The sequence below is a fragment of the Salinigranum rubrum genome (assembly GCF_002906575.1).
Lineage (GTDB): Archaea > Halobacteriota > Halobacteria > Halobacteriales > Haloferacaceae > Salinigranum > Salinigranum rubrum.
Genome location: NZ_CP026309.1, coordinates 3,250,795 through 3,276,486 on the forward strand (window position 1 = coordinate 3,250,795; position 25,692 = coordinate 3,276,486).

Annotated in this window: 32 protein-coding genes and 1 pseudogene; 16 read left to right on the forward strand and 17 right to left on the reverse strand. The window is 68.3% G+C overall.

Annotated elements, in window-relative coordinates; translation table 11 throughout:
- Positions 1–61 precede the first annotated feature (61 nt).
- Entirely contained in the window at positions 62–280 is a 219-nt protein-coding gene (locus C2R22_RS15880) for a YrhK family protein (protein ID WP_103426625.1), read from the forward strand.
- Positions 281–478: 198 nt separating this feature from the next.
- Here the strand turns inward: C2R22_RS15880 and C2R22_RS15885 are convergent, their stop codons facing one another.
- Together C2R22_RS15885 and C2R22_RS25225 are read right to left on the reverse strand one after the other, a co-directional pair.
- Complete coding sequence (locus C2R22_RS15885; protein ID WP_103426626.1) at positions 479–661, reverse strand: hypothetical protein; 183 nt, start codon at positions 659–661, stop codon at positions 479–481.
- A 158-nt stretch (positions 662–819) separates the two neighbouring features.
- On the reverse strand, positions 820–1,137 hold the full coding sequence (locus C2R22_RS25225; protein WP_162562535.1) for a hypothetical protein: 318 nt from the start codon (positions 1,135–1,137) through the stop codon (positions 820–822).
- A gap of 212 nt (positions 1,138–1,349) precedes the next feature.
- On the opposite strand from C2R22_RS25225, the gene C2R22_RS27025 reads away from it, so the two are divergent.
- A complete protein-coding gene (locus tag C2R22_RS27025) occupies positions 1,350–1,484 on the forward strand; it encodes a hypothetical protein (RefSeq protein WP_281259243.1) in 135 nt (44 codons plus the stop codon).
- Positions 1,485–1,589: 105 nt separating this feature from the next.
- Here the strand turns inward: C2R22_RS27025 and C2R22_RS25230 are convergent, their stop codons facing one another.
- The 5 genes from C2R22_RS25230 to C2R22_RS15905 form a co-directional block, all read right to left on the reverse strand.
- A complete protein-coding gene (locus C2R22_RS25230; RefSeq protein WP_162562536.1) occupies positions 1,590–1,766 on the reverse strand; it encodes a hypothetical protein in 177 nt (58 codons plus the stop codon).
- Between the two features lie 97 nt (positions 1,767–1,863).
- Positions 1,864–2,418, reverse strand: coding sequence for a hypothetical protein (locus tag C2R22_RS15895; RefSeq protein ID WP_103426628.1), 555 nt, complete (start codon positions 2,416–2,418; stop codon positions 1,864–1,866).
- Positions 2,419–2,484: 66 nt separating this feature from the next.
- The gene (locus C2R22_RS25235; protein WP_162562537.1) at positions 2,485–2,655 is read right to left on the reverse strand and encodes a hypothetical protein; all 171 of its coding nucleotides are present in this window, start codon (positions 2,653–2,655) and stop codon (positions 2,485–2,487) included.
- 86 nt (positions 2,656–2,741) lie between these two features.
- On the reverse strand, positions 2,742–3,041 hold the full coding sequence (locus C2R22_RS15900) for a DUF7130 family rubredoxin-like protein (RefSeq protein ID WP_245902789.1): 300 nt from the start codon (positions 3,039–3,041) through the stop codon (positions 2,742–2,744).
- 48 nt (positions 3,042–3,089) lie between these two features.
- The gene (locus C2R22_RS15905; protein WP_103426629.1) at positions 3,090–4,163 is read right to left on the reverse strand and encodes a YhjD/YihY/BrkB family envelope integrity protein; all 1,074 of its coding nucleotides are present in this window, start codon (positions 4,161–4,163) and stop codon (positions 3,090–3,092) included.
- A gap of 127 nt (positions 4,164–4,290) precedes the next feature.
- On the opposite strand from C2R22_RS15905, the gene C2R22_RS15910 reads away from it, so the two are divergent.
- The 4 genes from C2R22_RS15910 to C2R22_RS15925 all read left to right on the forward strand — a co-directional run bounded on the left by C2R22_RS15910 (position 4,291) and on the right by C2R22_RS15925 (position 6,879).
- The gene (locus C2R22_RS15910; RefSeq protein WP_103426630.1) at positions 4,291–4,602 is read left to right on the forward strand and encodes an MTH1187 family thiamine-binding protein; all 312 of its coding nucleotides are present in this window, start codon (positions 4,291–4,293) and stop codon (positions 4,600–4,602) included.
- Positions 4,603–4,642: 40 nt separating this feature from the next.
- Positions 4,643–5,596 (forward strand): methenyltetrahydromethanopterin cyclohydrolase, encoded by a 954-nt coding sequence (mch, locus tag C2R22_RS15915; RefSeq protein ID WP_103426631.1) that lies wholly within the window; start codon positions 4,643–4,645, stop codon positions 5,594–5,596.
- 12 nt (positions 5,597–5,608) lie between these two features.
- Positions 5,609–6,130 carry a hypothetical protein gene (locus C2R22_RS15920; protein WP_103426632.1) on the forward strand — a complete coding sequence of 174 codons (522 nt, stop codon included), beginning with the start codon at positions 5,609–5,611 and terminating at the stop codon, positions 6,128–6,130.
- Positions 6,131–6,201: 71 nt separating this feature from the next.
- Positions 6,202–6,879 carry an HAD family hydrolase gene (locus tag C2R22_RS15925; RefSeq protein ID WP_103426633.1) on the forward strand — a complete coding sequence of 226 codons (678 nt, stop codon included), beginning with the start codon at positions 6,202–6,204 and terminating at the stop codon, positions 6,877–6,879.
- A gap of 122 nt (positions 6,880–7,001) precedes the next feature.
- On the opposite strand, the pseudogene C2R22_RS15930 reads toward C2R22_RS15925, so the two are convergent.
- Positions 7,002–8,601: pseudogene (locus C2R22_RS15930) on the reverse strand (GTPBP1 family GTP-binding protein).
- 96 nt (positions 8,602–8,697) lie between these two features.
- Positions 8,698–9,183: a J domain-containing protein gene (locus tag C2R22_RS15935; protein WP_103426634.1), complete on the reverse strand. Its 486-nt coding sequence runs from the start codon at positions 9,181–9,183 to the stop codon at positions 8,698–8,700.
- 111 nt (positions 9,184–9,294) lie between these two features.
- Here C2R22_RS15935 and C2R22_RS24685 point away from each other — a divergent pair, with 111 nt between their 5' ends.
- Complete coding sequence (locus tag C2R22_RS24685) at positions 9,295–9,402, forward strand: C2H2-type zinc finger protein (RefSeq protein ID WP_109745700.1); 108 nt, start codon at positions 9,295–9,297, stop codon at positions 9,400–9,402.
- Positions 9,403–9,445: 43 nt separating this feature from the next.
- Here the strand turns inward: C2R22_RS24685 and pyrF are convergent, their stop codons facing one another.
- Positions 9,446–10,249, reverse strand: a complete 804-nt coding sequence (gene pyrF / locus C2R22_RS15940) for an orotidine-5'-phosphate decarboxylase (RefSeq protein ID WP_103426635.1) — start codon at positions 10,247–10,249, stop codon at positions 9,446–9,448.
- A gap of 148 nt (positions 10,250–10,397) precedes the next feature.
- Here pyrF and C2R22_RS15945 point away from each other — a divergent pair, with 148 nt between their 5' ends.
- Positions 10,398–11,489, forward strand: a complete 1,092-nt coding sequence (locus tag C2R22_RS15945) for a hypothetical protein (protein ID WP_103426636.1) — start codon at positions 10,398–10,400, stop codon at positions 11,487–11,489.
- 23 nt (positions 11,490–11,512) lie between these two features.
- Here C2R22_RS15945 and C2R22_RS15950 read toward each other — a convergent pair whose 3' ends face one another.
- Together C2R22_RS15950 and hmgA are read right to left on the reverse strand one after the other, a co-directional pair.
- Positions 11,513–13,075 carry an amidohydrolase gene (locus tag C2R22_RS15950; RefSeq protein ID WP_103426637.1) on the reverse strand — a complete coding sequence of 521 codons (1,563 nt, stop codon included), beginning with the start codon at positions 13,073–13,075 and terminating at the stop codon, positions 11,513–11,515.
- 506 nt (positions 13,076–13,581) lie between these two features.
- Positions 13,582–14,811, reverse strand: coding sequence for a hydroxymethylglutaryl-CoA reductase (NADPH) (gene hmgA, locus C2R22_RS15955; RefSeq protein ID WP_103426638.1), 1,230 nt, complete (start codon positions 14,809–14,811; stop codon positions 13,582–13,584).
- 492 nt (positions 14,812–15,303) lie between these two features.
- On the opposite strand from hmgA, the gene C2R22_RS25240 reads away from it, so the two are divergent.
- Positions 15,304–15,468, forward strand: coding sequence for a hypothetical protein (locus C2R22_RS25240; protein WP_162562538.1), 165 nt, complete (start codon positions 15,304–15,306; stop codon positions 15,466–15,468).
- Between the two features lie 14 nt (positions 15,469–15,482).
- On the opposite strand, the gene C2R22_RS15960 is transcribed toward C2R22_RS25240, so the two are convergent.
- A complete protein-coding gene (locus tag C2R22_RS15960; protein WP_103426639.1) occupies positions 15,483–16,001 on the reverse strand; it encodes a DUF5817 domain-containing protein in 519 nt (172 codons plus the stop codon).
- Positions 16,002–16,054: 53 nt separating this feature from the next.
- Between C2R22_RS15960 and C2R22_RS15965 the strand changes: the two genes are divergently transcribed.
- The 3 genes from C2R22_RS15965 (at position 16,055) to C2R22_RS15975 (ending at position 17,723) form a co-directional block, all read left to right on the forward strand.
- A complete protein-coding gene (locus tag C2R22_RS15965) occupies positions 16,055–16,405 on the forward strand; it encodes a cupin domain-containing protein (protein ID WP_103426640.1) in 351 nt (116 codons plus the stop codon).
- 316 nt (positions 16,406–16,721) lie between these two features.
- Positions 16,722–17,171 carry a VanZ family protein gene (locus C2R22_RS15970; RefSeq protein ID WP_245902790.1) on the forward strand — a complete coding sequence of 150 codons (450 nt, stop codon included), beginning with the start codon at positions 16,722–16,724 and terminating at the stop codon, positions 17,169–17,171.
- Positions 17,172–17,240: 69 nt separating this feature from the next.
- Positions 17,241–17,723: a hypothetical protein gene (locus C2R22_RS15975; RefSeq protein ID WP_394342369.1), complete on the forward strand. Its 483-nt coding sequence runs from the start codon at positions 17,241–17,243 to the stop codon at positions 17,721–17,723.
- 37 nt (positions 17,724–17,760) lie between these two features.
- On the opposite strand, the gene C2R22_RS15980 is transcribed toward C2R22_RS15975, so the two are convergent.
- Positions 17,761–18,663, reverse strand: coding sequence for an ADP-ribosylglycohydrolase family protein (locus C2R22_RS15980; RefSeq protein ID WP_103426641.1), 903 nt, complete (start codon positions 18,661–18,663; stop codon positions 17,761–17,763).
- A 108-nt stretch (positions 18,664–18,771) separates the two neighbouring features.
- Here C2R22_RS15980 and C2R22_RS15985 point away from each other — a divergent pair, with 108 nt between their 5' ends.
- Positions 18,772–19,191 (forward strand): VOC family protein, encoded by a 420-nt coding sequence (locus tag C2R22_RS15985; RefSeq protein ID WP_103426642.1) that lies wholly within the window; start codon positions 18,772–18,774, stop codon positions 19,189–19,191.
- A 48-nt stretch (positions 19,192–19,239) separates the two neighbouring features.
- Here the strand turns inward: C2R22_RS15985 and C2R22_RS15990 are convergent, their stop codons facing one another.
- On the reverse strand, positions 19,240–19,959 hold the full coding sequence (locus tag C2R22_RS15990) for a sugar nucleotidyltransferase (RefSeq protein WP_103426643.1): 720 nt from the start codon (positions 19,957–19,959) through the stop codon (positions 19,240–19,242).
- A 439-nt stretch (positions 19,960–20,398) separates the two neighbouring features.
- Between C2R22_RS15990 and C2R22_RS15995 the strand changes: the two genes are divergently transcribed.
- Positions 20,399–20,611 (forward strand): YgaP family membrane protein, encoded by a 213-nt coding sequence (locus C2R22_RS15995; protein ID WP_103426644.1) that lies wholly within the window; start codon positions 20,399–20,401, stop codon positions 20,609–20,611.
- A gap of 71 nt (positions 20,612–20,682) precedes the next feature.
- Here C2R22_RS15995 and icd read toward each other — a convergent pair whose 3' ends face one another.
- A complete protein-coding gene (gene icd, locus C2R22_RS16000; protein WP_103426645.1) occupies positions 20,683–21,945 on the reverse strand; it encodes an isocitrate dehydrogenase (NADP(+)) in 1,263 nt (420 codons plus the stop codon).
- Positions 21,946–22,096: 151 nt separating this feature from the next.
- On the opposite strand from icd, the gene C2R22_RS16005 reads away from it, so the two are divergent.
- Positions 22,097–22,984 (forward strand): isoaspartyl peptidase/L-asparaginase, encoded by an 888-nt coding sequence (locus C2R22_RS16005; protein WP_103426646.1) that lies wholly within the window; start codon positions 22,097–22,099, stop codon positions 22,982–22,984.
- 18 nt (positions 22,985–23,002) lie between these two features.
- Here the strand turns inward: C2R22_RS16005 and C2R22_RS16010 are convergent, their stop codons facing one another.
- Complete coding sequence (locus tag C2R22_RS16010) at positions 23,003–23,668, reverse strand: helix-turn-helix domain-containing protein (RefSeq protein ID WP_103426647.1); 666 nt, start codon at positions 23,666–23,668, stop codon at positions 23,003–23,005.
- A 105-nt stretch (positions 23,669–23,773) separates the two neighbouring features.
- Here C2R22_RS16010 and C2R22_RS16015 point away from each other — a divergent pair, with 105 nt between their 5' ends.
- Positions 23,774–25,435, forward strand: coding sequence for an NADH-quinone oxidoreductase subunit D (locus C2R22_RS16015; RefSeq protein WP_103426648.1), 1,662 nt, complete (start codon positions 23,774–23,776; stop codon positions 25,433–25,435).
- Positions 25,436–25,692: the final 257 nt, after the last annotated feature.

Below are 25,692 nucleotides of genomic sequence, written 5' to 3' on the forward strand. Positions count from 1 at the left end.
CCGTTTTCGTAACGCAGTTCAATCCTGACGTTCGACAGATAGGTACGGGGCATCACGAGCGATGCACAAAACGATCCTGAGAGAGTTCTTCGACGAGTACGAGTGGATACACCTGAGTCTGGGTATCGTCGGCAACGTCCTCTTCTTCGTCGGGAGCGTCCTGTTCCTGTACGAGACCATCGAGGTGCTGGATATCTACACGTTCATCGTCGGCTCGTTCCTCATGCTCGTCGGCGCGGTCGGGAAGGCGCTGGTCAAGTACGCGAGCGGTGACTCGTAAGCAGCGGTCAGACCGACGGGTCCGGCGAACGGTCCGTCTCTACTCGGTTCAACATCCCAGCCAGACGGTGGATTCGAACCCTGCCAGTCGCAGCACCCGAGTGAAGCGAGGGCGACCGTCTGGCTCCGGCTCACAACCCCAGCCAACACAGTCAACGAGAAACCGAGGACCGAAACCGCACACGCGAACCGGCGAAATCTACTCTCGTTCGAAGTACTGTAAGAGAAACGGGTAGGTCTCGTTGTAGACAGCCGCGACGGTGAGCAGCACGACGACGAACGCCACGAGACTCTGCAGGGGGATGGAGTAGCCCACCAGCACGTACGCTGCGGGAAACGGCTCGACCCGTACCACGTAGAACGTCGCTGCCAGCAGAACCATCAGGACGGCCCAACTCGGAATCCGTTGTAATGGCCCGAAGTTCACCATGAGCGTAGGTACGACCGCGGTCGTCTTCAACCAGTATCTTCGGTACGGAGCGCGACAGGGGTTCGTTTCGGAGTTCTTCGACGGTACGAGTGGAGACGCCTGAGCCTGGTCTACACGTTCATCGTCGGTTCGTTCCTCATGCTCGTCGGCGCGGTCGGGAAGGTGCTGGTCAAGTACGCGAGCGGCGACTCGTGAGGACGGACGCCGACCGGCGAGTGTGGCAATCGGTGCGCCTCCACCCGACACGCCCAGTCAGCTACCGCTCCCGAGTTACTCTGTGACCGGTCGGCGTCGGCGCTCGCTCTCTTCGTCGCCTCCGTCCTCCCCTTCGCCGTCTTCTCCTCCTTCTCCGCCTTCACCACTCTCTCCGCCTTCACCACCCTCTTCGTCTCCGCCCTCTTCGCCTTCTCCGTCCCCCGGACTAGCACACCCTGCGAGGCCAGCCCCCACCAGGACCACGCCGATGCTCCGAAGGAACGTCCGCCGGTCGTACCGCTCGTCGAGTCGTCTCATCGACCTATCGGTCGGGACGGTGTCGGGTAAGCGGGCGGCTTGCGTACCTCCGAACACACCGTCGAGACGTTCACTCGATAACGTGTAACTCAAGATACTTGTTTCGCGCCGTGTTAGCACACGTGCGATGCCCGAACTCACCATCTCGGACGAACTCTACACGCAGTTGGAGACGGCAGCCGAAGACGGCGACTTCGAGGAGACCATGTGGAAGATGGTCGCGATGTACCGGCGGAGCCACAACCCTCAGGCCTCGCGGTGAGGTCGACGGGCCCCGACTCGCGCCGTGCTCGACGGCAGTGGGTGTCGCTGTCGGTTCGACAGCGGTGAGTAGGGGTCGAAAAACGAGTCTCTCGTGTCGGTGCGGTTACGCCGCGAAGAACCGCGCGAGTTCCTCGGCGGTCACTTCGATGCGGCGTGCGCTGTCGATGGTTTCGAGCTTCGCGCTCGCCGGGTGCCAACTGCCGTACGTCGCGATGCGGTCGAACTGGGTGTCGGCGTCGAAGCCTCGGTACTCTCTGGTGAGCGTTAGTCTGCGGTTCACAGGTGAGTGAAGGCGCTCCACGGATTAAAGATTTACTACAGAACGAATTAAAATTACCACGAACGACCCTCCACGAACACGATTACTCGTGACGGACTCACGACTCACAGCGAAACACCGTCGCCGCGGCGAGCGGGAACGGGTCGGCCGGGTCGTTCGGGTCGAGTTCGGCGCGGGCGACGACGCCCTCGCGGACGAGGTACGCGACGTGTCGCGGGGGGTAGTCGGCCGCCGTTTCGGCCTCCACGGCGTACGAGTAGTCGAGGTCGACGACGTAGCCGCGCTCGGTCTCGGTCACCGGCGGCGAGTCGCTGACGGCGACGTCGACGTAGGTCGCGTCGGGGCTGTCGATCACGAGGCTGTTGAGCACGTACGCCGTCTCGTAGCCGGAGACGAACGAACCCGCCGACGTCGCGTCGAGCGAATCGGGGAACGGCGGGTACGACGGCGGCGACACGTCCCCGGTGTCGACCGCCCGCGGAGGGTCGACAGTCGTCGTCGTCGCGCAGTCGAGCGCGGACGAGGGGGTGTCCGTCGAGGCCAACGTGGTCCTCGGAGCAGCAGTCGGGTCTGACGCCGTCGACTGCTGCCCCGTGCAGCCAGCGGTGAACAGCGTCGCGAGACTCAGGAGGAGGCGTCGACGCGGGACCATGCCCGGAGCCTCGCGGTCCCGAGTCATCGGTCTTGGGGCCGACGGACGACCCGCCGATGGGCGAGGTCAGAGTTCGTGTTGCTTCTGGTGTTTCAGTCGTTCGGCGACGATACCCGGGACGGTCGTCTGACACCGGCGGCAGCGCCAGGAGGGTTTCGTCACGCCGTCGAGTTTCGTCAGGTCGCGCTTCGTCTGCAACAGCGCGTTACACCCAGAACAGCGGCGAGAGATCGCCATAACCGAGATACGACGGAGCCGTATTTGAAACTATCTGCGGGACCGGTACGTCACGGGACGTGGGGGCGAGAGGCGCGCGTCCGTGTTCAATCCTCGACGACGTACGCGAGGTCCTCGCGGCGAGCGCCACAGCCACATCGGGCGGGGAACGCGTCGAGTGAGCCGAGCGCGCCACAGTCGAGACAGCGCCAGACGAGAAGCGCCTCGCCGAACCCCTCGGCGAGGCGTTTGTTCCGGACGGCGACGGGCGGCCGGACCGCGCGCGACTCGGTGACCGCGCTGGGCTCCTCGCTCGCGATGTCGACGAGGCGCTGGGTCCGTGTCTCCGTGGACTCCTCGTGGCGGGCGACCCCCGGGGTCATCGGACTCGGTGTTCGGGTAGCCATGCGAAGGGGACGCACGCACCGGTATTAAGTGCGGACCGTACCCGCCGGTTACTCTGACTCTCTCGGCGACCAGGAGAGTTCGAGCGTGACCGGGCCGCCGAACAGCCCGACGTCGGTCTCCGCGACGACGGAGTCCGGGCGTGGAAGCGTCACCTGCCGGTCGCCGGCGGCCACCGTGATTTCGGCGTCGGACTCGGAGGCCGCTTCGAGCGCGTGTTCGAGCGCCTCGAGCGCCCGGGTCACCTCGTCTCGGGAGGGCCCCGACGAGTTGTCGTAGTCGACGCCGCCGAGGAGCGGACGGACGTTGACGTCGCGCGAGCGGTTCGACAGCACCGCGTTGATGGCCGCACCGAGGAGGATGACCAGTCCCGAGAAGTACAGCCACGTGAGGAGCACGAGGATGCCGGCGACGATGCTCGGGTCCTGTGCCTTCGAGCTGACGGAGGCGTACAGCTGAAACAGCGTCTCGAACGACGCCAGGCCGACGGCGGCGAACAGCACGCCGGGAAGCACCTCGGCGACGCCGACGTCCGAGTCGGGGAAGACGTAGTACATCGGGAAGAGCGCGACGGCGATGAGGGCGACGAGGACGAGGCGGTGGAGGAGCCATCCGAGCCCCGAGTTCCCGAACGTGAGCTGCGACTCGACGAAGATGGCCGCGAGGATGGTGAGCGCGAAGACGACGAGGACGAGTATCCCGTCGGACACCTGGTCGGCGAAGGTGTTGGCCGCCTCGGACTCGTAGATGTCCGAGAAGGCGGTATCGAGGCCGCGGAAGATGCGGAGAGTACCCCAGATGAGGACGGCGCCGCCGAGGAGCGACACGCCCGCCGAGCCGCCGGCGTCGGAGAGTTCGCCCACGAAGATTGGTGCGGCGCCCGGCGTGATGACCGAGGCGACGAACTGCTGGAACGCCTCCTCTAAGCTCTGGTCGCCGAGTCGAGCGACGACTGCGAGGACCAAGAGGAGAAGCGGGAGCAACGAGACGAACGCGTGGTAGGCGATGCTGGCCGCCATGAACGTGAGTCGCTCGGTGCGAATCTCGTGGACGATGGCGCGGAGCAGGACGAACGCTCGCTCGAACCGCGGGTCCGCGTTGGCGACCCGGGAGAGAACAGACATGGCGGGAGGTACGAGCGCGGGGGAGATAATCGTGGCAGTGATGAGGAGTGTCACGGAAGGAGAACGTCACGTACCGGCCACCACACCGACCACCGACAGTTACCTGCCCTCCCGTCCTCTTCGAACCATGACCGTCATCGCGATGTTGAGCGTGGCACCGGTGATCGAAGGAAGCATGGCCTCCGAGGTGGCGAAGGCCGTCGCCGCCCTCGACGACTTCGACGTCTCCTACGAGACGAACCCGATGGGCACGGTGATCGAAGCCGACGACGTCGATACCCTCCTCGAAGCCGTCGCCGCGGCGCACAAAGCCGTCGACGGCGACCGGGTGAGCACGTTCTTGAAGATCGACGACAAGCGCACGCGGACACAGACGGCGGGAACGAAGGTCGACCGCGTCGAAGAGGAACTCGGGCGGGAAGCCCGACGGGAACGGTAAGAACCCGTCACCCTTTATCCGAGGCCGCAGAAGACGGCGTATGGAGAGTCTCAACCGGATGGCCATCGAACTCGTCGACGAGGTGTTGGACTTCGCCGACGAACTCGGGGTCGTCGTCTACGAACTCGATTCGGGGGCGACAGTCATCGACTGCGGCGTCGACGCCGAGGCCGGCCTGGAGGCGGGTCTCCTCCTCGCGGAGGTGCAGACGGCCGGACTCGCGACCGTCCAGACGCGGATGGACGAGGTCGCTGGGGCACCGATTCCACACGTCGAACTCACGACCGATCACCCGGCGCTCGCGCTGCTGTGTTCGCAGAAAGCCGGCTGGGAACTCGCGTTCGAGGGTCAGGGGGAAGAGCCGGGGTTCGACGGCCTCGGTGCCGGCCCGGCCCGCGCGCTGGTCGGTCAGGAGAGCGAGTTCCAGGCCGTCGGCTACTACGACGAGTTCGACCTGACCGTCCTCACGGTCGAGAGCATCGACCTGCCGGACGACGCCGTCGCGGAGCACGTCTCGGAACTCACGGGCGTCGAACCGTCGGGCGTGTTCCTGCCGACGTTCGCGACCGGTTCCACCGTCGGCAGCGTGACGATGGCCGCCCGGGCGGCCGAACTCGCCGTCTTCCGCCTCTTCGAACTCGGCTACGACCCGAAGGACGTCCTCACTGCCTCGGGCTCTGCGCCCGTCGCGCCCGTCAGCTACGACGAGGGCGTCGCCATGGGTCGGACGAACGACGCCCTGGCCTACGGCGGCCAGGTGTACGTGCAGGTCCGCGAGGACAGCGACGTCTTCGACGCCCTCCCGTCGACGGCCGCCGAGGAGTACGGCACGCCGTTCGAGACGGTGTTCGAGGAGGCCGACTGGGACTTCTACGAGGTTTCCGACTCGGTGTTCGCGCCCGCGCAGGTCACGGTCGACGTGGTCGACGGCCCGACGCGGGTGCTGGGGGAGACGGACGAGGAGTTGCTCGCGGAGTCGTTCGGGTTCCAGTGAGCAGGTCGAGAGATGACCCGGTTCAAACTCGTCCCGGAACCGCCCGACTCCGTGGAGCGGGTCGCCGAAGCACAGCGGGCCGTCCCGCTCGTGCCGGGAACCGAAGACGACTGCTGTGCGCGGCTCGTGCGTCGGCTCGGGTTCCCGAGCCGCGACGTGGCGCGGACGTGGCTCACGTTCCTCCGCGCGCTCGAACTCGCCGAGGAGCGCGACGCGGGGTTTGTCCGCCTCTCCCGAGACCCCACGCGGGAGCACCTCCAGCGTAGCCTCCTCGACCGAGTGTACGGCGCACAGGAGGTGCTCGATGCGCTCGGAGCCGAGCCGAGCGGCGCCGACGCCGTCTTCGAGCGCTTCGAAGAGCGCGTCCCCGAGTGGGAACACTACAAGGACCCGTCGGGGTGGCGCGAGACGTGGCGCGAGCGCGTCGGCTACCTCCTCGGCTGGCTCGTCCTCCTTGACCTCGCCGAACACCGCGACGACGGATACGTCGCGGGACGGGGAGTCGACAGCGACGGGTCGGACGAGCCACCCTGAGACGCCTGCGCGTGAGCGGCGACGCTGCACGCGACACACGACTTTTCTCCGGGCCGCGCGTACGACGACCGATGACCGCCACGCCCGTCGACACGGTGCTGTTCGACCTCGACGACACCCTCGTCACCTACAACCGGAGCACGGCCGAACTGCTCGACGAGTCCTTTGGTGCCGTCGGTGTCGACCCGTTCTTCTCCGCCGAGGCGTACTTCTCGCGGTACGAGGAGTTCCTGCCGACGACCGACTCCATGGAGGCGCTCCGGGAGGCGTGTTTCGCGGCCATCGCCGACGACAGCGGGCGTGACCCGTCGCTCGGCCGCGACGTCGCCCGCGCGTTCAACGCCCGTCGCGACCACGGCGACGTCAGGCTCCTGCCGGGTGCCCGCGACGTGCTGGACGCCTTCGCCGACGAGTATCGGCTGGGAATCGTGACGAACGGCCCGCCGGACGTCCAGCGGCCGAAACTCGTGGGCGCGGGCCTCGACGAGACCTTCGAGACGGTCGTCTTCGCCGGCTACGACACGGAACCGAAGCCGAAACCGGAGCCGTTCCGTCGGGCGCTGGCGGCGCTCGATTCGAGCGCCGACCGGGCCGCTCACGTCGGTAACTCACTCGCCTCGGACGTGGCTGGTGCCCACGCGGCGGGCCTCCGGAGCGTCTGGGTCCCGGCGTACGAGGAGTCGGTCGACGTGACGCCGCACCTTCGGCTCGACTCGCTGGACGAACTCACGGAACATCCGTGGAAGTAGCGAGAGGGTTTAAATCCGATACCGCAGCCAACGGCCTCGTGGTCTAGCTCGGACCGTGGGGCGACGCGCGACGTGGCGGCACACCGTCTCACGGGCATGCGGCGTGCCGTCCGTCAGCCCACTTACTCCTCGTAGACGTTCGTGACGGTCCCGACGCCCTTGCTCCGTCCCTCGCGGAAGACGAACCGCTGGCCCTCCTCGACCAGATACGGGCGGAACTTGAACTCGACTTCGGTCGTTCCGCTGTCGCCGGGGAGCAACTGGCCGCCCTCGGGGCGGAACACCGCCGCCTCGCTGACGGTTTCGAGGTGGATGACGGGTTCGTAGCCGGAGCCGATCCGGGTGGGGTGATTGAGCACCATCACCTCCGCTTCGAACCGCCTGACAGGCGTGGGGTCGGCGTCGGCCGGGAGCAGCACCATCCCGCGTTCGAGGTCGGTCTCGCGGACGCCCTTGAGCGCGATGCCGACGATGCGGCCGGCCTTCGCGCGGTCCACGCGGTGGTAGTGCATCTCGATGGAGCGGACTTCGACCTCGCGGAAGGCACCGTCCGCCATCGGGCCGACGAGGAGTTCGTCGCCGGCCTCGACGGTCCCGGCGTTCACCGTGCCGGAGGCGACGGCCCCGACGCCCGTGACTGAGTACGAGCGGTCGATGTACATCCGGAACTCGCCGTCCTCGTGGGCCGTCTTCGGCAGGTGCTCGAACAGGTAGTTGAGTTCGTCGAGTCCCTGCTCCGTCACGGCGCTGGTCTTGAGGATAGGAACGACGGCGTCGCTGACCTCGTCGACGGCTGTCTCGACGCCGTGGCGCTCGATCCGGAGTGGCGTCTTCCCGACGTCGCGGAGCAGCCGTTCGACCTCGCGTTCGACCTCGCTGACCCGGTCGGCGTCGACCATGTCCACCTTGGTGAGCGCGACGACGGTGGGCAGTTCCATCGCCAGGAGGATGCCGAGGTGCTCTCGCGTCGTCCGCGTCGGGCCGTCGTCCGCGGCGACGACGATGAGACCGTAGTCGAGTCGCTGACCGACCAGTCCCGAATCGTCGTTCGGAGCCACGGTTCGTGGCCGACCGTGTCGACGAACGAGACGAGCCTGTCGGCCTCCTGGACGACCCGCGCTCGGTCCGCCTTCCGGTGGGGGTTGTCCATGTGGACCGGCCCGTCGGCGTCGAACCCGTACACGCCGTAGGAGAGATCAGCGGAGAGCCCGCGCTCGACCTCGTGTGGCTGGACGTCGAGGAACGAGCGGGTCGCGCCCTCGCCGTCGTCGGCCCGCCCGGTGACGAGCGACCCCACGAGCGTCGACTTACCGTGGTCGACGTGACCCGCGGTGCCGACGACGATGTGGTCGTCGTCGCCTTCGAGCATCGCCCCCTCCCGCAGGGTGGCGACGCCGACGAGACCGTCGTCACCGACCCCCACGTCTCGACGTCGTGGATGTGTGCGCCGGCTTCCTCTGCCAGGAGCGACAGGACGTCCATCGACTCCGAGAACTCCTCCCGCGAGATGGCGGCGATGCCGCCGTCGTCGGTGACGCCGATGACGTAGGTCGCCGTGCCGTCGCCCGAGAGGACGCGGTGGCGCAGTTGCGCCGCGAGACTCTCCATGCGCCCCTCCGCGAGGTGGACGCTCCGAGAGAGCCGTTCCTTGAACTCGATGTAGCCGCCCTCTTCTTCTCCGCGCTCGAGGGCCTCGTCGAGAACGGCCCGGTCAGCGCTCATGCACGCGCGTAGGAAACCCCCCACGTTAAGGCTTTCCGTGGTGCGGGTCCTCGTGTCACAGGAGCGCTCACGAACGATGGGTTCGGGTCGGCGTCGCTACGTCGGTTCGTCGGTCAACCGCTCGTACGCCCGGTTGACGCGTTTGAACTCGTCTTCGTCCCCCGACGGGCGGTCCGGGTGGACCTCCTTCACCCGTTCGCGGTACGCGCTCCGGACGGCCTCGTCGTCGGCGCCGGGGTCCAGTCCGAGCGTCCGGTACGCCTCGCGCTGTGACGGTCCGGAGGACGCGCGCTGTCCGCCGAACCGGGACTGACCCTGCCGCTGGGCACCGGCGCCGAACCCACCCGGTCCGGTCTGCCCACCTCGGGGGCCGCGGAACCGACTACCCGCACGGACGCGTCGGGTCCGGGTCCGTTCCTGGAGGCGGCCGCTAGCGTGATACCACATGAAGTAGGTGGTCGCGGCGAACGGAACCGCGATAACGAGCAGGAACAACTGCTGAGTGAACGACAGCACCACTAGAAGGACGGTCAGACCGGCGAAGACGGCTGCGAGCCCCAAGACGAGTCGGTCTCGGTCCACACCTGTCGTTGGGTGTGCGGGGTTGTAAGCGTCTCGCACCCGGCGGCTGTGTGGCCAACGGGCGACTGGGCGGAACGCTCATGAGTCCGTGTGCCGACCGTTGACACGGGTATGTACGGAACAGCGCAGGAACCGTACCGGTGTGAGGCGTGCGGAAAGGAGTTCGAGACGGAGCGCGCCCTCAGGGCGCACGTCCACACGGTGGGACTCGTCGACTGAGAGCGGGCCAGCGAGCGGCGGAGACGCCACGTACTAGAGAGACTCAGCGGTACCGATTGAGTCGCTTCTTCAGCCGCTTCGCCGCTTCACCGGCCGCCTTGGCGAACGCCGCTCCCCGGTCTTCGCCGGCGAAGATGATACCGCGAGAGGAGTTCACGAGGCCGACGCCGTCCGCGAGGCCGTGGGTGACGGCGGCCTCGGCGTCACCGCCCTGCGCGCCGACGCCGGGCACGAGGAAGGGGAGGTCCGGCACCTGTTCGCGGACGGATTCGAGTTCCTCGGGCGTCGTCGCCCCGACGACGAGACCGACGTTCCCGTTTCGGTTCCACAGGTCCGCGAGCGCTGCGACGCGCTCGTAGACGCGGTCGCCCGAGGCGAGTTCGAGGTCCTGTACGTCGCTTCCGCCGGGGTTGGAGGTCCGACAGAGGACGAACACGCCCTTGTCGGCGCGGGAGAGAAACGGTTCGAGCGAGTCTCTGCCCAGATACGGATTGAGCGTGATGGCGTCGGCGTGGTCGAGAAGCTTCGCGTACTGTCGGGACGTGTTACCGATGTCGGCCCGCTTCGCGTCCAGGAGGACGGGGACGTCCTTCCCGTGAGCGTACGCGATGGTCTCGCGGAGCGCACGCCAGCCGTCGCCGTCCTCGTAGAAGGCGGCGTTCGGCTTGTAGCAGGCCGCGTGTTCGTGCGTCGCGTCGATGATCCGGCGGTTGAACGCCCAGCGGGGCAGGTCGTACTCGTCGAGGTGCTCGGGGATGCGGGTGGGGTCGGGGTCGAGGCCGACGGAGACGACGCTGTCGACCCGGTCGATGCGGTCGCGGAGGCGGTCGAAGAAGTCCTCGTTCATTTGCGCGTACTCACCCACGGAGCCGCTAATAGCGTTCGGGTTCGCCAGTGCGCGTCGTCAGCGACGCGCGACCGAGTCGTGAGCGTCCACCCCGCATCGTGACCGAGCTTTATCGTCGTGTGATCCGTATGACACACGGTGAGAGGCGATGGAGACGATTCGACAGTCTGTCGAACGGGGGGACGAGGCGGGTCGTGAGCCGAACGCGTACTGGCTGACGCGCGCGCTCCCACAGAGCACGCGGGGGACGCTGCTCACGGCGGGAGCGGTCGCCGCCGGACTGTACGTCAGTGGATTCGTGGGCGCAGTGCTCGCCGGACAGTCCGGCTATCTCCGAGAGACCGACTTCTACCTGTACGCGCTCGGCGCGTTCTTCGAGGTGGTGTTGCTCTGCAACTGGTCGGCGCGGTACCCGAGGCTGTGGCAGGCGCTCAACGCGAGGACCGGAGAGGGTGAACGGCTGTTCGACGTTCCGGAAGACAGGTATCGGGAGGTCGTCGACCGGGGCCTCCGTCGCGTCTACCGGCTGGACGGGCCGGTCGCGCTCTTCGCGCTGTATCACCTGTTCATCATGCTCGTCCTGTTCCAGGGCGGGGCGTTCGACCACATCAGACACTGGAACCTCGTCGTCGTCAATCTCCTCGGCGCGTTCGCCGTCTACCTCTTCTTCGGCCACCTTCTCCTCCTCCGGGACGTGGTCGCGCTGCCGGTCACCGACGTCGACGCGGCGGCCGACCGGTTCGAGGCCGTCATCGACTTCGGCCTGCTCGTCATCGTGGAGTGGTTCCCCGCGGTCACGGTGCTCTTCGCGTACGTGTTCGAGACGCTGTACGGGGCAGTCTCGGGGGGAGACCGGCTCTGGGCGAGCTTCCTGACGATTCTCCTCGGAGGCGGACCAAGCGGGGCGACGGCCGAACTCCTCTTGCTCCTCGGGTTCACCGTCGTCGGCGTCGTCGCGTTCGTCGCGACCCTCCTCCTGGTACACACCGGCCTCGCCGCCGCGCGGCGCAGGGAGCTACGCGCGATCCGACGCGAGTACGAGGAGTTCTACGAGCTGTGGAAGGCCGAGTCGGAGTCGACGGAGCGGCTGGCGACCGGGATGGACATCCTCGAACGGCAGCAGGCGAGCGTGAAGGCCGCCCGGACGTGGCCGTACAACGCCTCGATGGTGCTCAGACTCGGAATCGCGTCACAGATTCCGGTGCTCAGTCTCGTCGCGAGGGTGTTGACCGGGGGCTGAGGGGTGGGTCCGCGTCGTGGACGCTACGCCAGTGACTCCGACTCGTAGACGACGTCCCCGTCCACGACGGTCATCACGGGGTCGACGTCGGCAGTCTCGTCCGCCTCCCACGGCGACTCGTCGAGGACGACCAGATCCGCCCGGGTGCCGAGCGCGAGCGTCCCGAGTCGGTCCTCGTCGAAGCCGGCGTACGCACCTCCGGCGGTGTACGCGCGGAGCGCCTCGGTGGTCGAGAGGCGCTGGCTCTCGTGGGGCGCGTCGACGGCGCAGGCGATTCCGAGCAAGGGGTCGAGCGGCATGCAGTCGCTCCCGAACGCCAGCGGGACACCGGCGTCGACCATCGCGCGGTAGCGGTTCGTCTCGGTTCGTCGAGGGCCGAGCCGTCGCTCGTACAGGCCGCCCTCGTCGGCCCACTTCAGGAAGTTCGGTTGGACCGAGGCGACGACGCCTAGCTCGCGCATCCGTTCGATGGCCGCGTCGTCGGCGAGTTCGACGTGTTCGATGCGGTGACGGCTGTCGGCATCCGCGTCGGAAACTCGCTCGAACGCGTCGAGGACGGCCTCGACCGCCTCGTCGCCGATGGCGTGGGCCGTCACCTGAAAGCCCGCGTCGTCGGCCCTGGTCACGAGGGCGTTCAGTTCCGCGGGCGGGACGACCCACTGGCCCGTCGTGTCGGCGTCGGCGTACGGACTCGAAAGCTTCGCCGTCCGCCCGCCGAAGCTCCCGTCCGTGTAGGTCTTGATGGCACCCACGGTGACGAGTCCCGACCCGTGGTTCGTCCGGAGACCGACGTCGATCAGAGCGTCGAGGTGGTCGGACCAGTAGTTGAGTCGAACGCGGAGTGAGAGGTCGTCCGTCTCCTGGAGGTCGCGGTACACCTCGGGTGCGTGGGAGTTCCGGACCATGTCGTGGACGCCGGTGACGCCGCGTTCGTTCGCGTGGCGCTGGGCCGCCTCTATGAGTGCGCGCGTCTCGTCTCGGGTGGGCGAGACGGCGTCCCAGACGTCGTCGACCGCCGTCTCGACGAGGACGCCCGTCGCCTCTTCCTCACCCTGAACGTCGCCCCCGTGGTCGCCCGCAGCGAGGCCGAGGCGGTCGAGGGCGACCGAGTTGAGCGACGCGACGTGCATGTCCTCGCGGAAGGCGACGACGGGGCGAGAGTCGGAGACCCCGTCGAGGTCCGTGCGGGTGAGGTAGCGGTCGTCGTCCCAGCGCGACTCGTCGTAGCCGAAGCCCTGGACCCACTCGTTCCCGCGCTCACCCTCACCCTCGACCTCTACCTCGGCCGCGCGCTCGCGGAGGTGGTCGAGGGCAGCGGTGCGAGAATCGACCGAGAGGTCCGCGTGAACGAGTCGGCGGCCGACCATCGGGAGGTGGGTGTGGGCGTCGACGAAGCCCGGGAGGACGACGCGACCGTCGAGTTCGACCACCCGGGTGTCGGTGCCCGCGAGAAAGTCGACGTCGTAGGCGTTCGTGAGGCGGACGATTCGGCCGTCGCGCACGGCGAGCGCCTCGTACGTCTCGTCGGGGTCGGAGAGGGAGTGTACCTCCGCGTCGGTGAGGATGAGGTCGGCGGCCGCGGTCATACACCCTCACGTGTGGGGGAGGAGCAAGAACGTTCGGGAGTCGGTCGATTTGCTTCCGAGTTTCGACTGGGAGAGAGATTGTGTGAGTGCTCGACTGGGAGAACGGCTGTTCGATTGCGACGGCGACGAGAGGCGGTGCACGGGCGCGGTGGACCGCAGCCTCGGCCGCCGGAGCGACTGCGTCGCTCCGAGCCTGTGCTCGTTTTCACTCGTGCAGACACCGGAGCAACGGGGTTGCTTCGAGCCGTTCACTCGCTCCGCTCGCTCACTCCCGCGCCGACCGCCACAGAGTGACGCGAGCGGTGGCGCGTGACGGCGCGGCCCCTGTGGCCGCGCGATACGTGCGAGGGGCGAGCGACCACTGGGAGCGAGTCGGCTGGGGAGGACGTGGCTGCGGTCTCACCGCGCCCGTACACCGCGCGGCCATCGTTGTGGTCTCACCGACGCCGCAGACTCGATTTCAACCCGAGTACGGACGCGTCTCTCTCACTCGTGTTTCCCACCTCTCACCGTCCCAGCGACTCGTGCGCACTGGAGAGATGACGCGACGCCAGCGCCGATAAGAGGGAGAGTTCGCCCGCGAGCGCGCCGACGGCGATGCACTCCGCGAGCGCGTCGGCGTTGTTCCCCGCTGGGTCGCCGCCGCCGCGCACTCCAAGGACGTCCAGTCCTTCGGCCTGCGTCGGGAGCTTCGTCCCGCCGCCGACGGTTCCGACTTCGAGGGAGGCGAGCGACACCGAGGCGTAGAGGCCCTCCTCTCGCACGTCGGCGGTGGTGATGGCGTTGGCCCCCTCGACGACCTGTGCGGCGTCCTGCCCCGTCGCGAGGAACATCGCGGCGACGACGTTGGCGACGTGGGCGTTGAACCCCAGGGAACCGGCCTTCGCGCTCCCGACCAGGTTCTTCCGGGTGTTGACCTCCGCGATGGCCGCGGGCGTGGTGTGGAGGCGCTCCTCGACGACGTCTCGCGGAATCAGGACGTCGGCCGTCACCGACCGCCCGCGCCCCTCGACTGCGTTGATGGCGGCGGGCTTCTTGTCCGTGCAGAGGTTGCCCGACAGCGCCACGAGCGAGGCGGTCGTCTCCGCCTCGACGACGTCGCAGGCCGCCTGCGTGGCGATGGTGGCCATGTTCATCCCCATCGCGTCCTTCGTGTCGTATCTGAAGCGCAAGAAGACGTTGTCGCCCACGACGTACGGCTTCACCGCTTCTAACTCCCCGTGGCTCGTCGTCTCCTCGGCGGCATCTTTCAACGTCGACCCGTTGTCCCGGACCCACGACGCGAGCGCCTCGCCCTCGACGACCGAGTCGACGCGGAACACTGGCGCGCGGGTCATCCCGGAGGTGGTCACTCTCGCCGTCGCGCCGCCCGCGCGGTCGATGACCGAACAGCCGCGGTTGACCGACGCGAGGAGCGCCCCCTCCGTCGTGGCCATCGGGAGGTAGTAGTTGCCGGAGGCGGCGCCGCCGTCGACGGTGACGGGACCGACGACGCCCGCGGGAATCTGGACCGCACCGATCATGTTCTCGATGTTCGGGTCGGCGGCGGCGGCGTCGAACGCGTACTCGCCGACCGTTTCGAGCGACGCACCCGACTGCTCCTCGACGAGCAGGCGTCGGGCCGCCGTGGCCGTGTCGGGGTCGGCGTGTTCTTCCAGCGCGTGAAACCGGACTTCGCCCGCGCGGACGCGCTCCGCGAGCGCCTCGGGGGTCGGGTCCGTGTCCGAGTCGGTCATACGCGCACGTCTCCCTCGGGCGTCTAACGCTTGTCGGTCCGGCCTCCCGCACTCTCGTGGTGTGCTGATTTCACGGGCCGTCCGTTCGGTGGACCGGGCGTCGCCGTGAACATCGGACGGGCAGTCGGCGCGCGGGAGTGAGCGACGTGAACGACTCGCGCGAGGTCTTCGTGAGGGAGCCGAACGAACGGCTCGAAGCGACTGCGTCGCTCCGGCGGCCGAGGCTGCGGTTTCACCGCCTTAGCGACGCCGCGGTCTCCCCGCTGTCACCGCCACTGCCGACGACGAGCCAGCTCCCACCCACCGCTGGGTGTACTCACCGTCCCGAGAGCCGAAACCGAACCAACCCCTCCGAGAAAAACGCCGACCGAACCGCTACGTCCACGCCTCACACCCACTTTCACTTCCGCCGCGCGTCTGGCTCGCGCTTTTTCACCTCACACCCGTTGTTCGTCACGCGTCCGTCGGCGAGCACCGGCGGGCGTAGCCACCATGACAACCGACAGTTCGCGCGGCGTGTCCGACGCGGCCGCCACGAGCGACGGGACCGACACCGACGACTACCGGAAGGCGGTCCTGACGCTCCGGGTGGTGAAACTCGCCCTGGGGGCGCTCGTCTCCGCCCTCACCGTCCTTCGGTTGCTGGGCGTCATCTGAGGCCGGGGAGCGGGTCAGAGCAGTCGGTATCGTCCCCGACTCTCCGACACGTCGCCCCGACGCGTGAGTTTCGCCAGGAGGTCGCGGGCGGCCGCCGCGGGCACGCCGTGCTCGTCGGCGTACGCGACGATTTCCCCTTCGGTGGGCCGGTCGCCCTCCCGAATCGCGTCCCTGACCACCTCGTCGCGGGTGCGCGACCGCGTCTCCTCGCGGCCGGCCGCGGCCACCTCGTCGGCGTCGAGGCCCGACTCCTCCAGGTACTCCCGGTCGTCGATGACCGGCGTCTCCGTCTCGGCCTCCATCTCCGCGACGGTTTCGAGGTCCGAAAACGCCTCCGACGCCCCCTGTTTCTTCGCCAGTAACTCGGCCCGCGCCTGCCGCGCGGTGTCGCGGTCGTCGGACTCGAAGAGGCGCTTCAGCTTCCGCGTCTGATGGCGACGACCACAGCGTGGACACCGCGCCGTCTTCGACGAGGCGGGGTCCGAGAGGAGCCACAGCGCCGCACAGTCGGTACAGCCGACGACCGCGTACATACTCGCGGCTGGGCGGCCCGCACTCTTATATCGCTCGCCGTCGGGACCATGGCATGGAGCGCGTTCCACTCTCGGGAGTAGAGCCCGCCGAAGCGGTCGACGGTGTTCACCTCTCGCAACTGGCCGCCGGGACGGAGATGAGCGTCCAGCACTTCCGCATCGACCCCGGCGCTCGCGTCCCCGAGCACAGTCACCCGCACGAACAGACCGGCTACGTCACGGCCGGCGAACTCACCTTCCTCGTCGACGGGGAGGAAGTCACCGTCTCGGCGGGCGACTCGTACGCCATCCCCGGCGACGAACCACACGGCGCCGAGAACCGCGGCGACGAACCCGTCGAGGGCGTCGACATCTTCGCCCCGCCCCGGGTGAACCCCGACTGGGACGGCGCGGACGAGTCGTGACACTGCCCGCTATCGGTCGGTGAGCGCTCTCGGCACCCCCGGCTTCGACTCTCGTTACGCAGGAGCAGTCGACGGTCCGGCCGATAAACCGTCGGTCGGGAGGGACGGTCCGGGAGTGCACGAACGTCGTTTGCGGCGCGTCCTCGCGTAGACGAGTCGGTGCCGTCAGTGCTAGGGACCGCTTCGGAGCGCCTGGACACGTATTTACGTACGGGTGAACGAGGAAGCGTATGTACGGACCGCCGACGCGGGTCGGCACGGACAGACCCTCCACCACGTCGGACCGCCGAGCACCGTCTGTCGGGGAGGTCGACCGATGGCACTGACGGAGGCCACGCCGAGCGTCAGCGACCTGAACGTCCGCTACCGGCGGCACCGACGCGGGGCGTGGGCGGCCGCGCTCGTCTGGGGCGGCGTCGTCAGCGCCCTCCACTTCGCCGGCCTCGCGTACGGCATCTACACCGAACTCTGGTGGTGGGATCTCCTCACGCACTTCACGTCGGGGTTCGGCGTCGCCGCGCTGTTGTACCTCGCCTGGACGGAGGGTTTTCGCTCGCGGGTCGGCCTCTTCGTCGTCCTCCCCGTCTGCGTCCTCTGTATCGGCACGTGGTTCGAGGTGTACGAGCGGGTCTTCAAGGATTTCTGGTACGGCTGGTCCAACGCCTTTTACCTCGAAGACACCGCCGTCGACCTCGTCGTCGACACGCTCGGTGCCGTCGTGTTCGGCGTCGTTCTCCGGGTGTACAGCCGCGTCCGGCGGTCGTGACTCGTCACCGAACGTCAGGGCTGATAACCGGGGGGGAACGTTTTTTCGTTCGCTCGTCCTCGAACGAGTATGCTCTCACGTTCCGACGCGCTCGCCCGCTCCGCCCGGTGGGTGGAAGCGTTCAGCCAGCGCCGAGCGCTCCGCCCCACGGAGGTGTACGCCGTGGGCGGCTTCGGCGTCGCGGTCACCGGCCTCCACTTCGCCAGCATGGGCCTGTTCCTCTACTCGAAGATCTGGTGGTGGGACGTGATGGTCCACGCGCTCTCGGGGCTCGGCGTCGCCGCCGTCCTGTACGTCTACCGGCCGCAACTCGCCCGCGGCGCGTTCGCCGTCTTCGTCGTCCTTCCCCTCTTGGTCCTTGCCATCGGCACGTGGTTCGAGGTGTACGAGCGACTGTTCACCGACTTCTGGGTCAACTGGGCGCGCGGGTTCTACCTCGAAGACACCGGTATCGACCTCGTCGCGGACACCGCCGGAGCGGTCGTGTTCTCGCTCCTCCTCTGGGTGCGCGCCCGACTCTGGGGCCACCCGAGCGACCGCGCGCGGCTCTGAACAGTTCGTCGATTCGTCCCCGCCCCTCACGACCCCTTCAGAGCGTGCTGAGCCGGGTCGCCATGTCTCGAAGCTCCTCACGGTCGTCGAGTTCCGCGAGCCACCGCTCGGGCAGGGCGTCCGCGCCGAACCGCGCGCCGACGACGGCGCCCGCGACGGCACCGACGGTGTCGGCGTCGCCGCCCATGTTGACAACCTCGACGAGCGCCGCCTCGGGCGAGTCGGCGTGCAGGCCGTGCCACAGCGCGGTCTGGAGCGTGTCGACGACGTAGCCCGTCGACCGGAGCGTCGAGGGGTCGAGGTCGCCGGCGACGACGGGCCGGAGCGCGTCATCGAGCGCCGAGGGCGGCCCGACACGGTCCAGTGCGCCCGCCAGCGGGTCCTCGCGGTCGAGGAGCAACCCGGCGAGCGTGAGGTTCAACACCGCACAGCCGGCGGTGCAGCGCGGGTCCGCGTGGGTGATTCGCGAACTCGTCTCGCTCGCGTCTGCCAGCTGGGACTCGTCGTCGGCGAAGGCGACGGCGAGCGGCGGAGCGCGCATGACGCTGCCGTTCCCGGCGTTCGAGCCTTCCGGGGACTCCTCCCACACCCGCTGTCCGGCCGTCTCCCACGAGTCGCCGTCGCGGATGCGCGAGAGCGCCCGCGCCGTCATGTTACCGACGTCGAACGGTTCCGCGTCGTACCACGCGACGAACCGCTCGGCGACGTCGTCGGGGTCGAATCCGCCGCAGGAAACCAGGCTCCGGGCGAGACACACCGCCATGTCCGTGTCGTCCGTGACGGTCCCCGCGGGCTTCCCCCACGTGCCGTTCGCGAGCATCTCCCGTACCTCGCCGTACTGCGCGAGGATGCGCGCGGGCGTCTCGAACTCGACCGGCCGGCCGAGCGCGTCGCCGCAGGCGAGGCCGAGCAACACCCCCGCCGTGCGGTCTGTTTCCATACCAGGTAGCTGTCGGCACGTGTCAAAAAAGCACATGATTCCCGACGGACGGGCCGCGTCGACGAACGGGACCGAAACCGGTATCCGACGGCCCACCGGCCATGGACCATGTCGGAGCTCGCGGCCCACCACGTCGGCATCACCGTCGAAGACCTCGAACGCGCAGTCGACTTCTACCGGGACGTCCTCGGACTCGAACTCCTCGACCGCTTCTCGGTCGGTGGCGAGGCGTTCTCGACGGGTGTCGGCGTCGACGGCGCCAGCGCCGAGTTCGCACACCTCGACGCCGACGGCGCCCGTATCGAACTCGTCTCGTACGACCCCGAGGGCGACCCGGTGGGGGAGCCGGCAGTGAACCAGCCCGGTGCGGTCCACGTCGGACTCTCGACGGGAGACCTCGACGCGTTCTACGAGTCGCTCCCCGACGACGTCGAGACGCAGAGTGCCCCGCAGCGAACCGAAAGCGGCACGAATATTCTCTTTCTCAGGGACCCGGAGGGGAACCTCGTCGAGGTGCTGGAAGCGTAGGGGTGGCTCGCCCGGAATCGACGACCGGACGCCGCGGCGGCGGCACGCTCATCCACGCTGCAGTCGCTTTTCGGCCCGCGTCCGGTCCGCTTCGGTGTTCACGTTGACGCACCATCCCTCCAGACCGACGGTCTCGACCCGGCCGCCGTCGTCGAGAAGCCAGTCGACCGCGGCCGTGAGTTCGTACTCGCCGGTCGGGGAGGGGTCGATGGCGCGACACGCCTCGAATATCCGCGGCGAGAAGGCGTAGAAGCCCCGCGGGACCGTCGTCGACGGCGGGTCGTCGGGCTTCTCGACGAGACCGGCGACGTTCCCCTCGTCGTCGAACGAGACGACGCCCGTGGCCGCGGCGTCGGCCCGCGACACCTCGTCGACGAGCAGGGTCGCATCGGCGGCCGAGTTACGGTGTCTGTCGAGCACGTCTCCCAGGTTCGCCCGGCAGACGTTGTCGCCGTTGAGCACGAGGAAGTCGGCGTCGAGGTCCGCCCGCGATTCGGCCGTCAGCAGCGCGTCGGCGAGTCCCCTCCGTTCGGTCTGGTGGGCGTAGGTGAGCGGGAGGTCCCCGAAGCGGTCGCCGTAGTACGAGACGATCTGTTCGCCCTGATAGCCGACCACCACGACGAGTTCGTCGACGCCGAGCGCCCGGAGCGTCTCGAAACAGTGCGTCAGGAGCGGCTGGCCGGCGACCTCGACGAGCCCCTTCGGTCGCTCGGCCGTGCGCGGACGGAGGCGAGTTCCCTCTCCCGCGGCGAGGACGACGCCGTACATACCGTGCGATAGCGCGTCGAGCGCGTAAAACGTCCGGGGATGGGTCGGGTGGGGAGCAGTCGAGGTGTTCGTGACCGAGCGGTGCGTACTCGGTCGGAGAACCATAACCGGAGTCGAGTCCGGGGTCGGAGACCGAGCGAGAACGCGACTACCGCGCGGGACACGGGCGCGGTGAGGCCACACCACCGAAGCGACAGAGCCGCTTCGAGCCGTTCGTTCACTCGGTTCACTCGTCTGCGAGCGACACGTAGTCGCCCGCATGGCCAGCGGGACGCTTCACGTCCCGCGCTGCTCACGAAGACCTCCCCAGCCGACTGCGGTGTCTGCGGGCGACCCCGCCGGGGGCCACGCGCACGAGTATCGGATACGCACGCTCGCTGAACCGAGCACGTCCTCGAACGGCCGTCGGCGTTATGTCCACGCGCACCAACCTCCCGATATGTTCGAACGCAACGTCGGCGGCGTCGACCGACTCGTCCGCGCACTGCTGGCGGTCGCACTCACGGTCGTCGCGGTCAGCGCGCTCCGGTCGGGGAACCGCTCGCTCGGCGTCGTCGCCGCGCTGGGCGCGGTCGGAGCGGGATTCAACGCGACGACGTGTTTCTGCGGCGTGAACGCCGCGCTCGGACTCGACACGGCCCGAGAGGAGTAGCGGATACGCCGCTGTCCACCGACGAGACGCGATAACAAAGGCGAGTGGAGGGTCGGGAGGGTCGAGCGGGCTTACGCGAGTTCCTCGATCGTCTCGCAGACGGCGTCGGCGAACTCGCTGGTGGCGACCTTGGTGCCGCCCTCGATCTGGCGGTGGAGGTCGTACGTGACGGTGCCGGAGGAGATGGTCTCCTCGACGGCCTCTTTGACGAGGTCGGCGGCGTCCTTCCAGCCGAGGTACTCGAGCATGATGCGGCCCGAAAGGATCATCGCGGTCGGGTTGACCTTGTCCTCGCCGGCGTACTTCGGTGCGCTCCCGTGGACCGGTTCGGCGAGACAGCGACCCTGGCCGAAGTTGGCACCGGGGGCGATGCCGAGGCCGCCGATCTGTGCGCCGGCGGCGTCGGACATGTAGTCGCCGTTGAGGTTCATCGTCGCGATGACCTCGTAATCACCGGTGCGGGTGAGCAGTTGCTGGAGCATGTTGTCGGCGATACGGTCGTTGACCACGAGCGCCCCCTCGGGGGCCTCGCCGTCGTACTCCTCCCAGAGTTCGTCCTCGGTGATGACGTCGTCGCCGTACTCCTCCTCTGCGACCTCGTAGCCCCAGTCGCGGAAGGCGCCCTCGGTGAACTTCATGATGTTCCCCTTGTGGACGAGGGTGACCTTCTCGCGGTCGTTCTCGATGGCGTAGTCGATGGCCTCGCGGATGAGGCGCTTGGAGCCGAACTCCGAGATGGGCTTGACGCCGATGCCGACCGGCCCGTCGTGGATGGTCGAGTCGAAGCCCATCTCCTCCTCGACGAAGTCGCGGACCTGCTCGGACTCGTCGGTTCCGGCCTCCCACTCGATGCCGGCGTAGACGTCCTCGGTGTTCTCCCGGAAGGTGACCATGTCCATCTGGCCCGGGTTCTTCACGGGCGAAGGGACGCCGTCGATGTGGTAGGTGGGTCGGACGTTGGCGTAGAGGTCCAGTTTCTGACGGAGTGCGACGTTCAGCGAGCGGAAGCCGGCCCCGACCGGCGTCGTGAGCGGGCCCTTGATGGCGACACGGTGGTCACGAATCGCGGAAACCGTGTCGTCAGGGAGGTTCTCGTCGTACTTCTCGCGGGCGGAGGCGCCGGCGTAGACGCGCATCCACGCGATGGAGCGTCCGGTCGCCTCGGCAGCGGCGTCGAGCACCTGCTGTGCCGCCGGACCGACGTCCGTCCCGATGCCGTCGCCGTGGATGATCGGGATGATGGGGTTCGCCGGTACGTCGAGTTCTCCGGTCTCCTCGTCGGCGAGCGTGATGGGCTCGCCCGCTTCGGGGACCTCGACCTTGTCGTAGCTCATGAACAGTCACGGATTTCCGTAGCACACTAAAATGCCTGCCGTTCTCCGTCCGCGAGATGACACCGAACGATCAGTATCCACCCGGTCGCCGTCGGCGAGACGCGTCGACGAGAGAGCCAGTCTTTACGTCGTCACCGCGACAGGGAGCGTCATGCACGTAATCGTCCACGGGGGGGCCGGCAACGCGCCGGTCGCGCCGACGGAGCGCCGAGCCGTCCTCGACGAGGCCGCAGCCGCCGGTGCCGGGGAGGAGACGCCGCTCGCCGCGGTCGAAGCCGCCGTTCGCGTCCTCGAACACGACGAACGGTTCAACGCCGGCCGCGGGAGCGCCGTCCAGGTCGACGGTCACGTGAGGGTCGACGCCGGCGTGATGACCGCCGAGAGAGAAGTCGGCGCCGTCGCCTCCCTCACCGGCGTCGAACACCCCGTCTCGGTCGCCCGCGCCGTCTGCGAGGAAACGCCGCACGTCCTCCTCGCCGGCGAGGGCGGAGAGGCGTTCGCCGCGCACGTCGGCGTCGACACCGGCGTCGACCTCACGACCGACGCGACCCGCGAGCGGTTCGCGGCCGCCGAGCCTCCCGACGGGGCGGACGCGCAGGTCGAGTGGGTCCGCGAGCACTTCGGCGACGACGCGGGCGGGGCGGACCCAAGCATCGAGGGGGAGAAAGACCACGACACCGTCGGAGCCGTCGCGGGCGACGGCGAGCGGTTCGCGGCGGCGACCTCCACCGGTGGGCGGTGGTTCGCGCTCACGGGTCGCGTCGGCGACGTCCCCCAGGTCGGGTCGGGGTTCTACTGCTCACCCGCCGGCGGCGCCTCGGCGACGGGGGCGGGCGAGGACATCGCGCGGACGACGCTCGCGCGCCGTGCCGTCGACCGCCTCGACGCCGGGGACGACCCACAGTCAGCGGCCGACGCGGCGCTGGCACGGTTCGTCGAGGAGACCGAATCGCGGGCGGGCCTCATCGTGCTCTCGGGCGACGGGGTCGGGAGCGCGTACAACAGCGAGGCGATGCAGACGAGTACGGCGCGCCGGTGAACACCGGCCGCCGCACACTCACAGCCGACGCTCGACCGCCCGCGACATGATTTCGGCCTCCGCCTTCCGGAGGTGTTCGGCCGCCGTCGCCGGCGAACAGCCGAGGGCCTCGGCGACGTCCGAGACCGACCCCTCCCGACGGGCCCCGTAGTAGCCGATGTCGACAGCGGCGTCGACCGCCTCGCGCTGTCGCGCCGTGAGTCGGAGCAGCGGGTCGACGGCTCCGGCGTCGTAGGGACGGACAGAGAGCACGTCGACGGCGACGTCGTCCGGCGTGTCGGAGACGGCCGACTGGACCGCCTCGACGGTCCCGACGAGCGTGAACGCCATCGACCGGTCGCCCCGGTAGGTCACGGGCGGGACGACCACGAGGCTCTCGCTCCGGTACGTCGCCAGTAGCCGACGGTCGGCCTCGCGCAGGTCGTCGCGGACGTAGACGTAGAACGACTCCCCTCCCCGAACGGACACCTCGGAGTCGACGACCGACTCGACCGATTCGAGCGCGTCGGCGTACACCTCGGGTCGTTCGCCCTCCACGTTGAATATCATCGAGACGGTCCCGTCCCCGCCGGTGTTCCAGTGGATCAGGTGGCTCCGGGTGAACGCCTCGTGCCGGCAGACGAAGGCGTGCATCGGGTGGAGGGTCGGCTCGTCCAGTGTGAGGCGAAGCCGGAGGGATTTCATCGTTCGGACGTGCGGCGGGCGGGTAATAAACGGCCTCACTCGTGCGGCAGAACCCCCACGGTCGAGGCGGGCGAACCGGTGAACGCCCTCGCTGAGGCACCGATTATGGCCGACGCATCCCCCGCTCTCGACCGCCGGACAGCCGACACGAGTCACGAAGCCCTCGAATCGCTCATCGGCGAGTTCGTCCTCAAGCGCGACGACCACCTCAACGCGCCGGGGTTCGAGATTCGCCCCGACGCCGTCCAGGACGTGCTCTCGACGCTCGAATCCGAGGCCGGTTTCGACCACCTCTCGTGCGTCACGGCCCAGGAGTACGAGGACCGCTACGAGTCCATCTACCACCTCACCTCGTACGACGACCGGACCCGCGAGGTGAGTATCGTGGTCCCCACCCCGAAGGACCTCTCGACGAGCCAGACGGCCGAACCGGTGTTTCGGACGGCGGACTGGCACGAACGGGAAGCGTACGACCTGGTGGGCATCGAGTACGAGGGCCACCCCGATTTACGAAGAATCCTGCTCCCCGAGACGTGGCAGGGTCACCCCCTCTCGCTCGACTACGACCAGGACCGCCCACAGATCGTACCGTACACCGAGAACCGCAATCCCATCGAGGCCGATTCGAAGGGCGAGAACGACGAGACGATGCTCATCAACGTCGGACCGCACCACCCCGCGACCCACGGCGTCCTCCACGTCGAGGCGACCCTCAGCGGCGAGCAGGTGGTCGACCTCGACCCGGACCTCGGTTACATCCACCGCTGTGAGGAGCAGATGTGCCAGCAGGGAACCTACCGCTACCAGATCATGCCGTATCCCGACCGCTGGGACTGGAGCGGGGCCGGCCTGTTGAACGAGTGGGCGTACGCGCGCGTGGCCGAGGACATGGCCGACATCGAAGTCCCCGAGTACGCGAAACTCGTGCGAACGATGAGTGCGGAACTCTCTCGGATCCTCGCGCACCTGCTCGCCGTGGGGACGTACGCGCTGGACGTCGTCGGCGAGTTCACGGCCACGTTCATGTACGCGATTCGCGACCGCGAGAAGGTCCAGTCGATCCTCGAAGACCTGACGGGCCAGCGGCTGATGTTCAACTACTTTCGCCTGGGCGGGGTGGTCTGGGACCTCCCCGAACCCCGTGGAGCGTTCTTCGAGGAGGTTCGAGACCTCGTCGACCACCTCGCCGAGGCACTGGGAGAGTACCACGACCTCCTGACGGCGAACGAGATCATCCAGCTTCGGACGGTCGACGTCGGCGTGTTACCCCCGGACGTCGCCAAGTCCTACGGCGTGACCGGCCCCGTTGCGCGCGGGTCGGGCATCGACTACGACCTCCGCCGTGACGACCCGTACGGCTACTACGACGAACTCGACTGGAACGTCGTCACCGAGGACGGCTGCGACAACTACTCGCGCCTCCTGGTCCGACTCCGCGAGGTCGAAGAGTCGGCGAGGATCATCGAACAGTGCGTCGACCTCCTGGAGGACTGGCCCGAGTCGGACCGAGAGATCCAAGCGAACGTTCCCCGGACGCTGCGCCCCGAGGACGACACCGAAATCTACCGCGCGGTCGAGGGTGCGAAGGGCGAACTCGGCATCTATATGCGGGCCGATGGAACGGACAAGCCCGCGCGCTTCAAGATTCGCGGCCCCTCCTTTTCGAACCTCCAGGCGCTCCCCGAGATGGCGGCGGGCGAGTACGTGGCCGATATGATCGCGTCGCTCGGCAGCCTCGACACGATCATGGGCGAAGTGGACCGCTGACGAGCGACGCGAAGCGGAGCGAGGGAGCCTCAACACGATCATGGGCGAAGTGGACCGCTGACGACGTATCACCGGCTGGTGCTTCAGTCGTCGGTGGGACAGACAGGGAGAACGGGATGACCGCGAAGTCGCCAGAGCGGTGAGACCACGGCCTCACACCTCCCCAGCCGGGTCTCCGCGCACGGAGGGGCTCGCGGCCCCTCGCGCGCCGTTCGCTCACTTCGTTCGTTCACACCTGGGCCACCGATACACCTCCC

What these genes read in the sequence shown, in the direction of transcription:
- C2R22_RS15970 (WP_245902790.1), top strand. Translation starts at nt 16,722, where the DNA reads ATGGCACTGACGGAGGCCACGCCGAGCGTCAGCGACCTGAACGTCCGC.
- C2R22_RS15885 (WP_103426626.1), bottom strand. Translation starts at nt 661, where the DNA reads ATGGTTCTGCTGGCAGCGACGTTCTACGTGGTACGGGTCGAGCCGTTT.
- C2R22_RS15880 (WP_103426625.1), top strand. Translation starts at nt 62, where the DNA reads ATGCACAAAACGATCCTGAGAGAGTTCTTCGACGAGTACGAGTGGATA.
- C2R22_RS15950 (WP_103426637.1), bottom strand. Translation starts at nt 13,075, where the DNA reads ATGACCGCGGCCGCCGACCTCATCCTCACCGACGCGGAGGTACACTCC.
- C2R22_RS15945 (WP_103426636.1), top strand. Translation starts at nt 10,398, where the DNA reads ATGGAGACGATTCGACAGTCTGTCGAACGGGGGGACGAGGCGGGTCGT.
- C2R22_RS15895 (WP_103426628.1), bottom strand. Translation starts at nt 2,418, where the DNA reads ATGGTCCCGCGTCGACGCCTCCTCCTGAGTCTCGCGACGCTGTTCACC.
- C2R22_RS16005 (WP_103426646.1), top strand. Translation starts at nt 22,097, where the DNA reads ATGCACGTAATCGTCCACGGGGGGGCCGGCAACGCGCCGGTCGCGCCG.
- C2R22_RS25235 (WP_162562537.1), bottom strand. Translation starts at nt 2,655, where the DNA reads ATGGCGATCTCTCGCCGCTGTTCTGGGTGTAACGCGCTGTTGCAGACG.
- pyrF (WP_103426635.1), bottom strand. Translation starts at nt 10,249, where the DNA reads ATGAACGAGGACTTCTTCGACCGCCTCCGCGACCGCATCGACCGGGTC.
- C2R22_RS15975 (WP_394342369.1), top strand. Translation starts at nt 17,241, where the DNA reads ATGCTCTCACGTTCCGACGCGCTCGCCCGCTCCGCCCGGTGGGTGGAA.
- C2R22_RS15965 (WP_103426640.1), top strand. Translation starts at nt 16,055, where the DNA reads ATGGAGCGCGTTCCACTCTCGGGAGTAGAGCCCGCCGAAGCGGTCGAC.
- C2R22_RS16015 (WP_103426648.1), top strand. Translation starts at nt 23,774, where the DNA reads ATGGCCGACGCATCCCCCGCTCTCGACCGCCGGACAGCCGACACGAGT.
- mch (WP_103426631.1), top strand. Translation starts at nt 4,643, where the DNA reads ATGGAGAGTCTCAACCGGATGGCCATCGAACTCGTCGACGAGGTGTTG.
- C2R22_RS15985 (WP_103426642.1), top strand. Translation starts at nt 18,772, where the DNA reads ATGTCGGAGCTCGCGGCCCACCACGTCGGCATCACCGTCGAAGACCTC.
- C2R22_RS15995 (WP_103426644.1), top strand. Translation starts at nt 20,399, where the DNA reads ATGTTCGAACGCAACGTCGGCGGCGTCGACCGACTCGTCCGCGCACTG.
- C2R22_RS15900 (WP_245902789.1), bottom strand. Translation starts at nt 3,041, where the DNA reads ATGGCTACCCGAACACCGAGTCCGATGACCCCGGGGGTCGCCCGCCAC.
- C2R22_RS25240 (WP_162562538.1), top strand. Translation starts at nt 15,304, where the DNA reads ATGACAACCGACAGTTCGCGCGGCGTGTCCGACGCGGCCGCCACGAGC.
- C2R22_RS15980 (WP_103426641.1), bottom strand. Translation starts at nt 18,663, where the DNA reads ATGGAAACAGACCGCACGGCGGGGGTGTTGCTCGGCCTCGCCTGCGGC.
- icd (WP_103426645.1), bottom strand. Translation starts at nt 21,945, where the DNA reads ATGAGCTACGACAAGGTCGAGGTCCCCGAAGCGGGCGAGCCCATCACG.
- C2R22_RS15910 (WP_103426630.1), top strand. Translation starts at nt 4,291, where the DNA reads ATGACCGTCATCGCGATGTTGAGCGTGGCACCGGTGATCGAAGGAAGC.
- C2R22_RS15920 (WP_103426632.1), top strand. Translation starts at nt 5,609, where the DNA reads ATGACCCGGTTCAAACTCGTCCCGGAACCGCCCGACTCCGTGGAGCGG.
- C2R22_RS16010 (WP_103426647.1), bottom strand. Translation starts at nt 23,668, where the DNA reads ATGAAATCCCTCCGGCTTCGCCTCACACTGGACGAGCCGACCCTCCAC.
- C2R22_RS15925 (WP_103426633.1), top strand. Translation starts at nt 6,202, where the DNA reads ATGACCGCCACGCCCGTCGACACGGTGCTGTTCGACCTCGACGACACC.
- hmgA (WP_103426638.1), bottom strand. Translation starts at nt 14,811, where the DNA reads ATGACCGACTCGGACACGGACCCGACCCCCGAGGCGCTCGCGGAGCGC.
- C2R22_RS27025 (WP_281259243.1), top strand. Translation starts at nt 1,350, where the DNA reads ATGCCCGAACTCACCATCTCGGACGAACTCTACACGCAGTTGGAGACG.
- C2R22_RS24685 (WP_109745700.1), top strand. Translation starts at nt 9,295, where the DNA reads ATGTACGGAACAGCGCAGGAACCGTACCGGTGTGAGGCGTGCGGAAAG.
- C2R22_RS15990 (WP_103426643.1), bottom strand. Translation starts at nt 19,959, where the DNA reads ATGTACGGCGTCGTCCTCGCCGCGGGAGAGGGAACTCGCCTCCGTCCG.
- C2R22_RS15905 (WP_103426629.1), bottom strand. Translation starts at nt 4,163, where the DNA reads ATGTCTGTTCTCTCCCGGGTCGCCAACGCGGACCCGCGGTTCGAGCGA.
- C2R22_RS15960 (WP_103426639.1), bottom strand. Translation starts at nt 16,001, where the DNA reads ATGTACGCGGTCGTCGGCTGTACCGACTGTGCGGCGCTGTGGCTCCTC.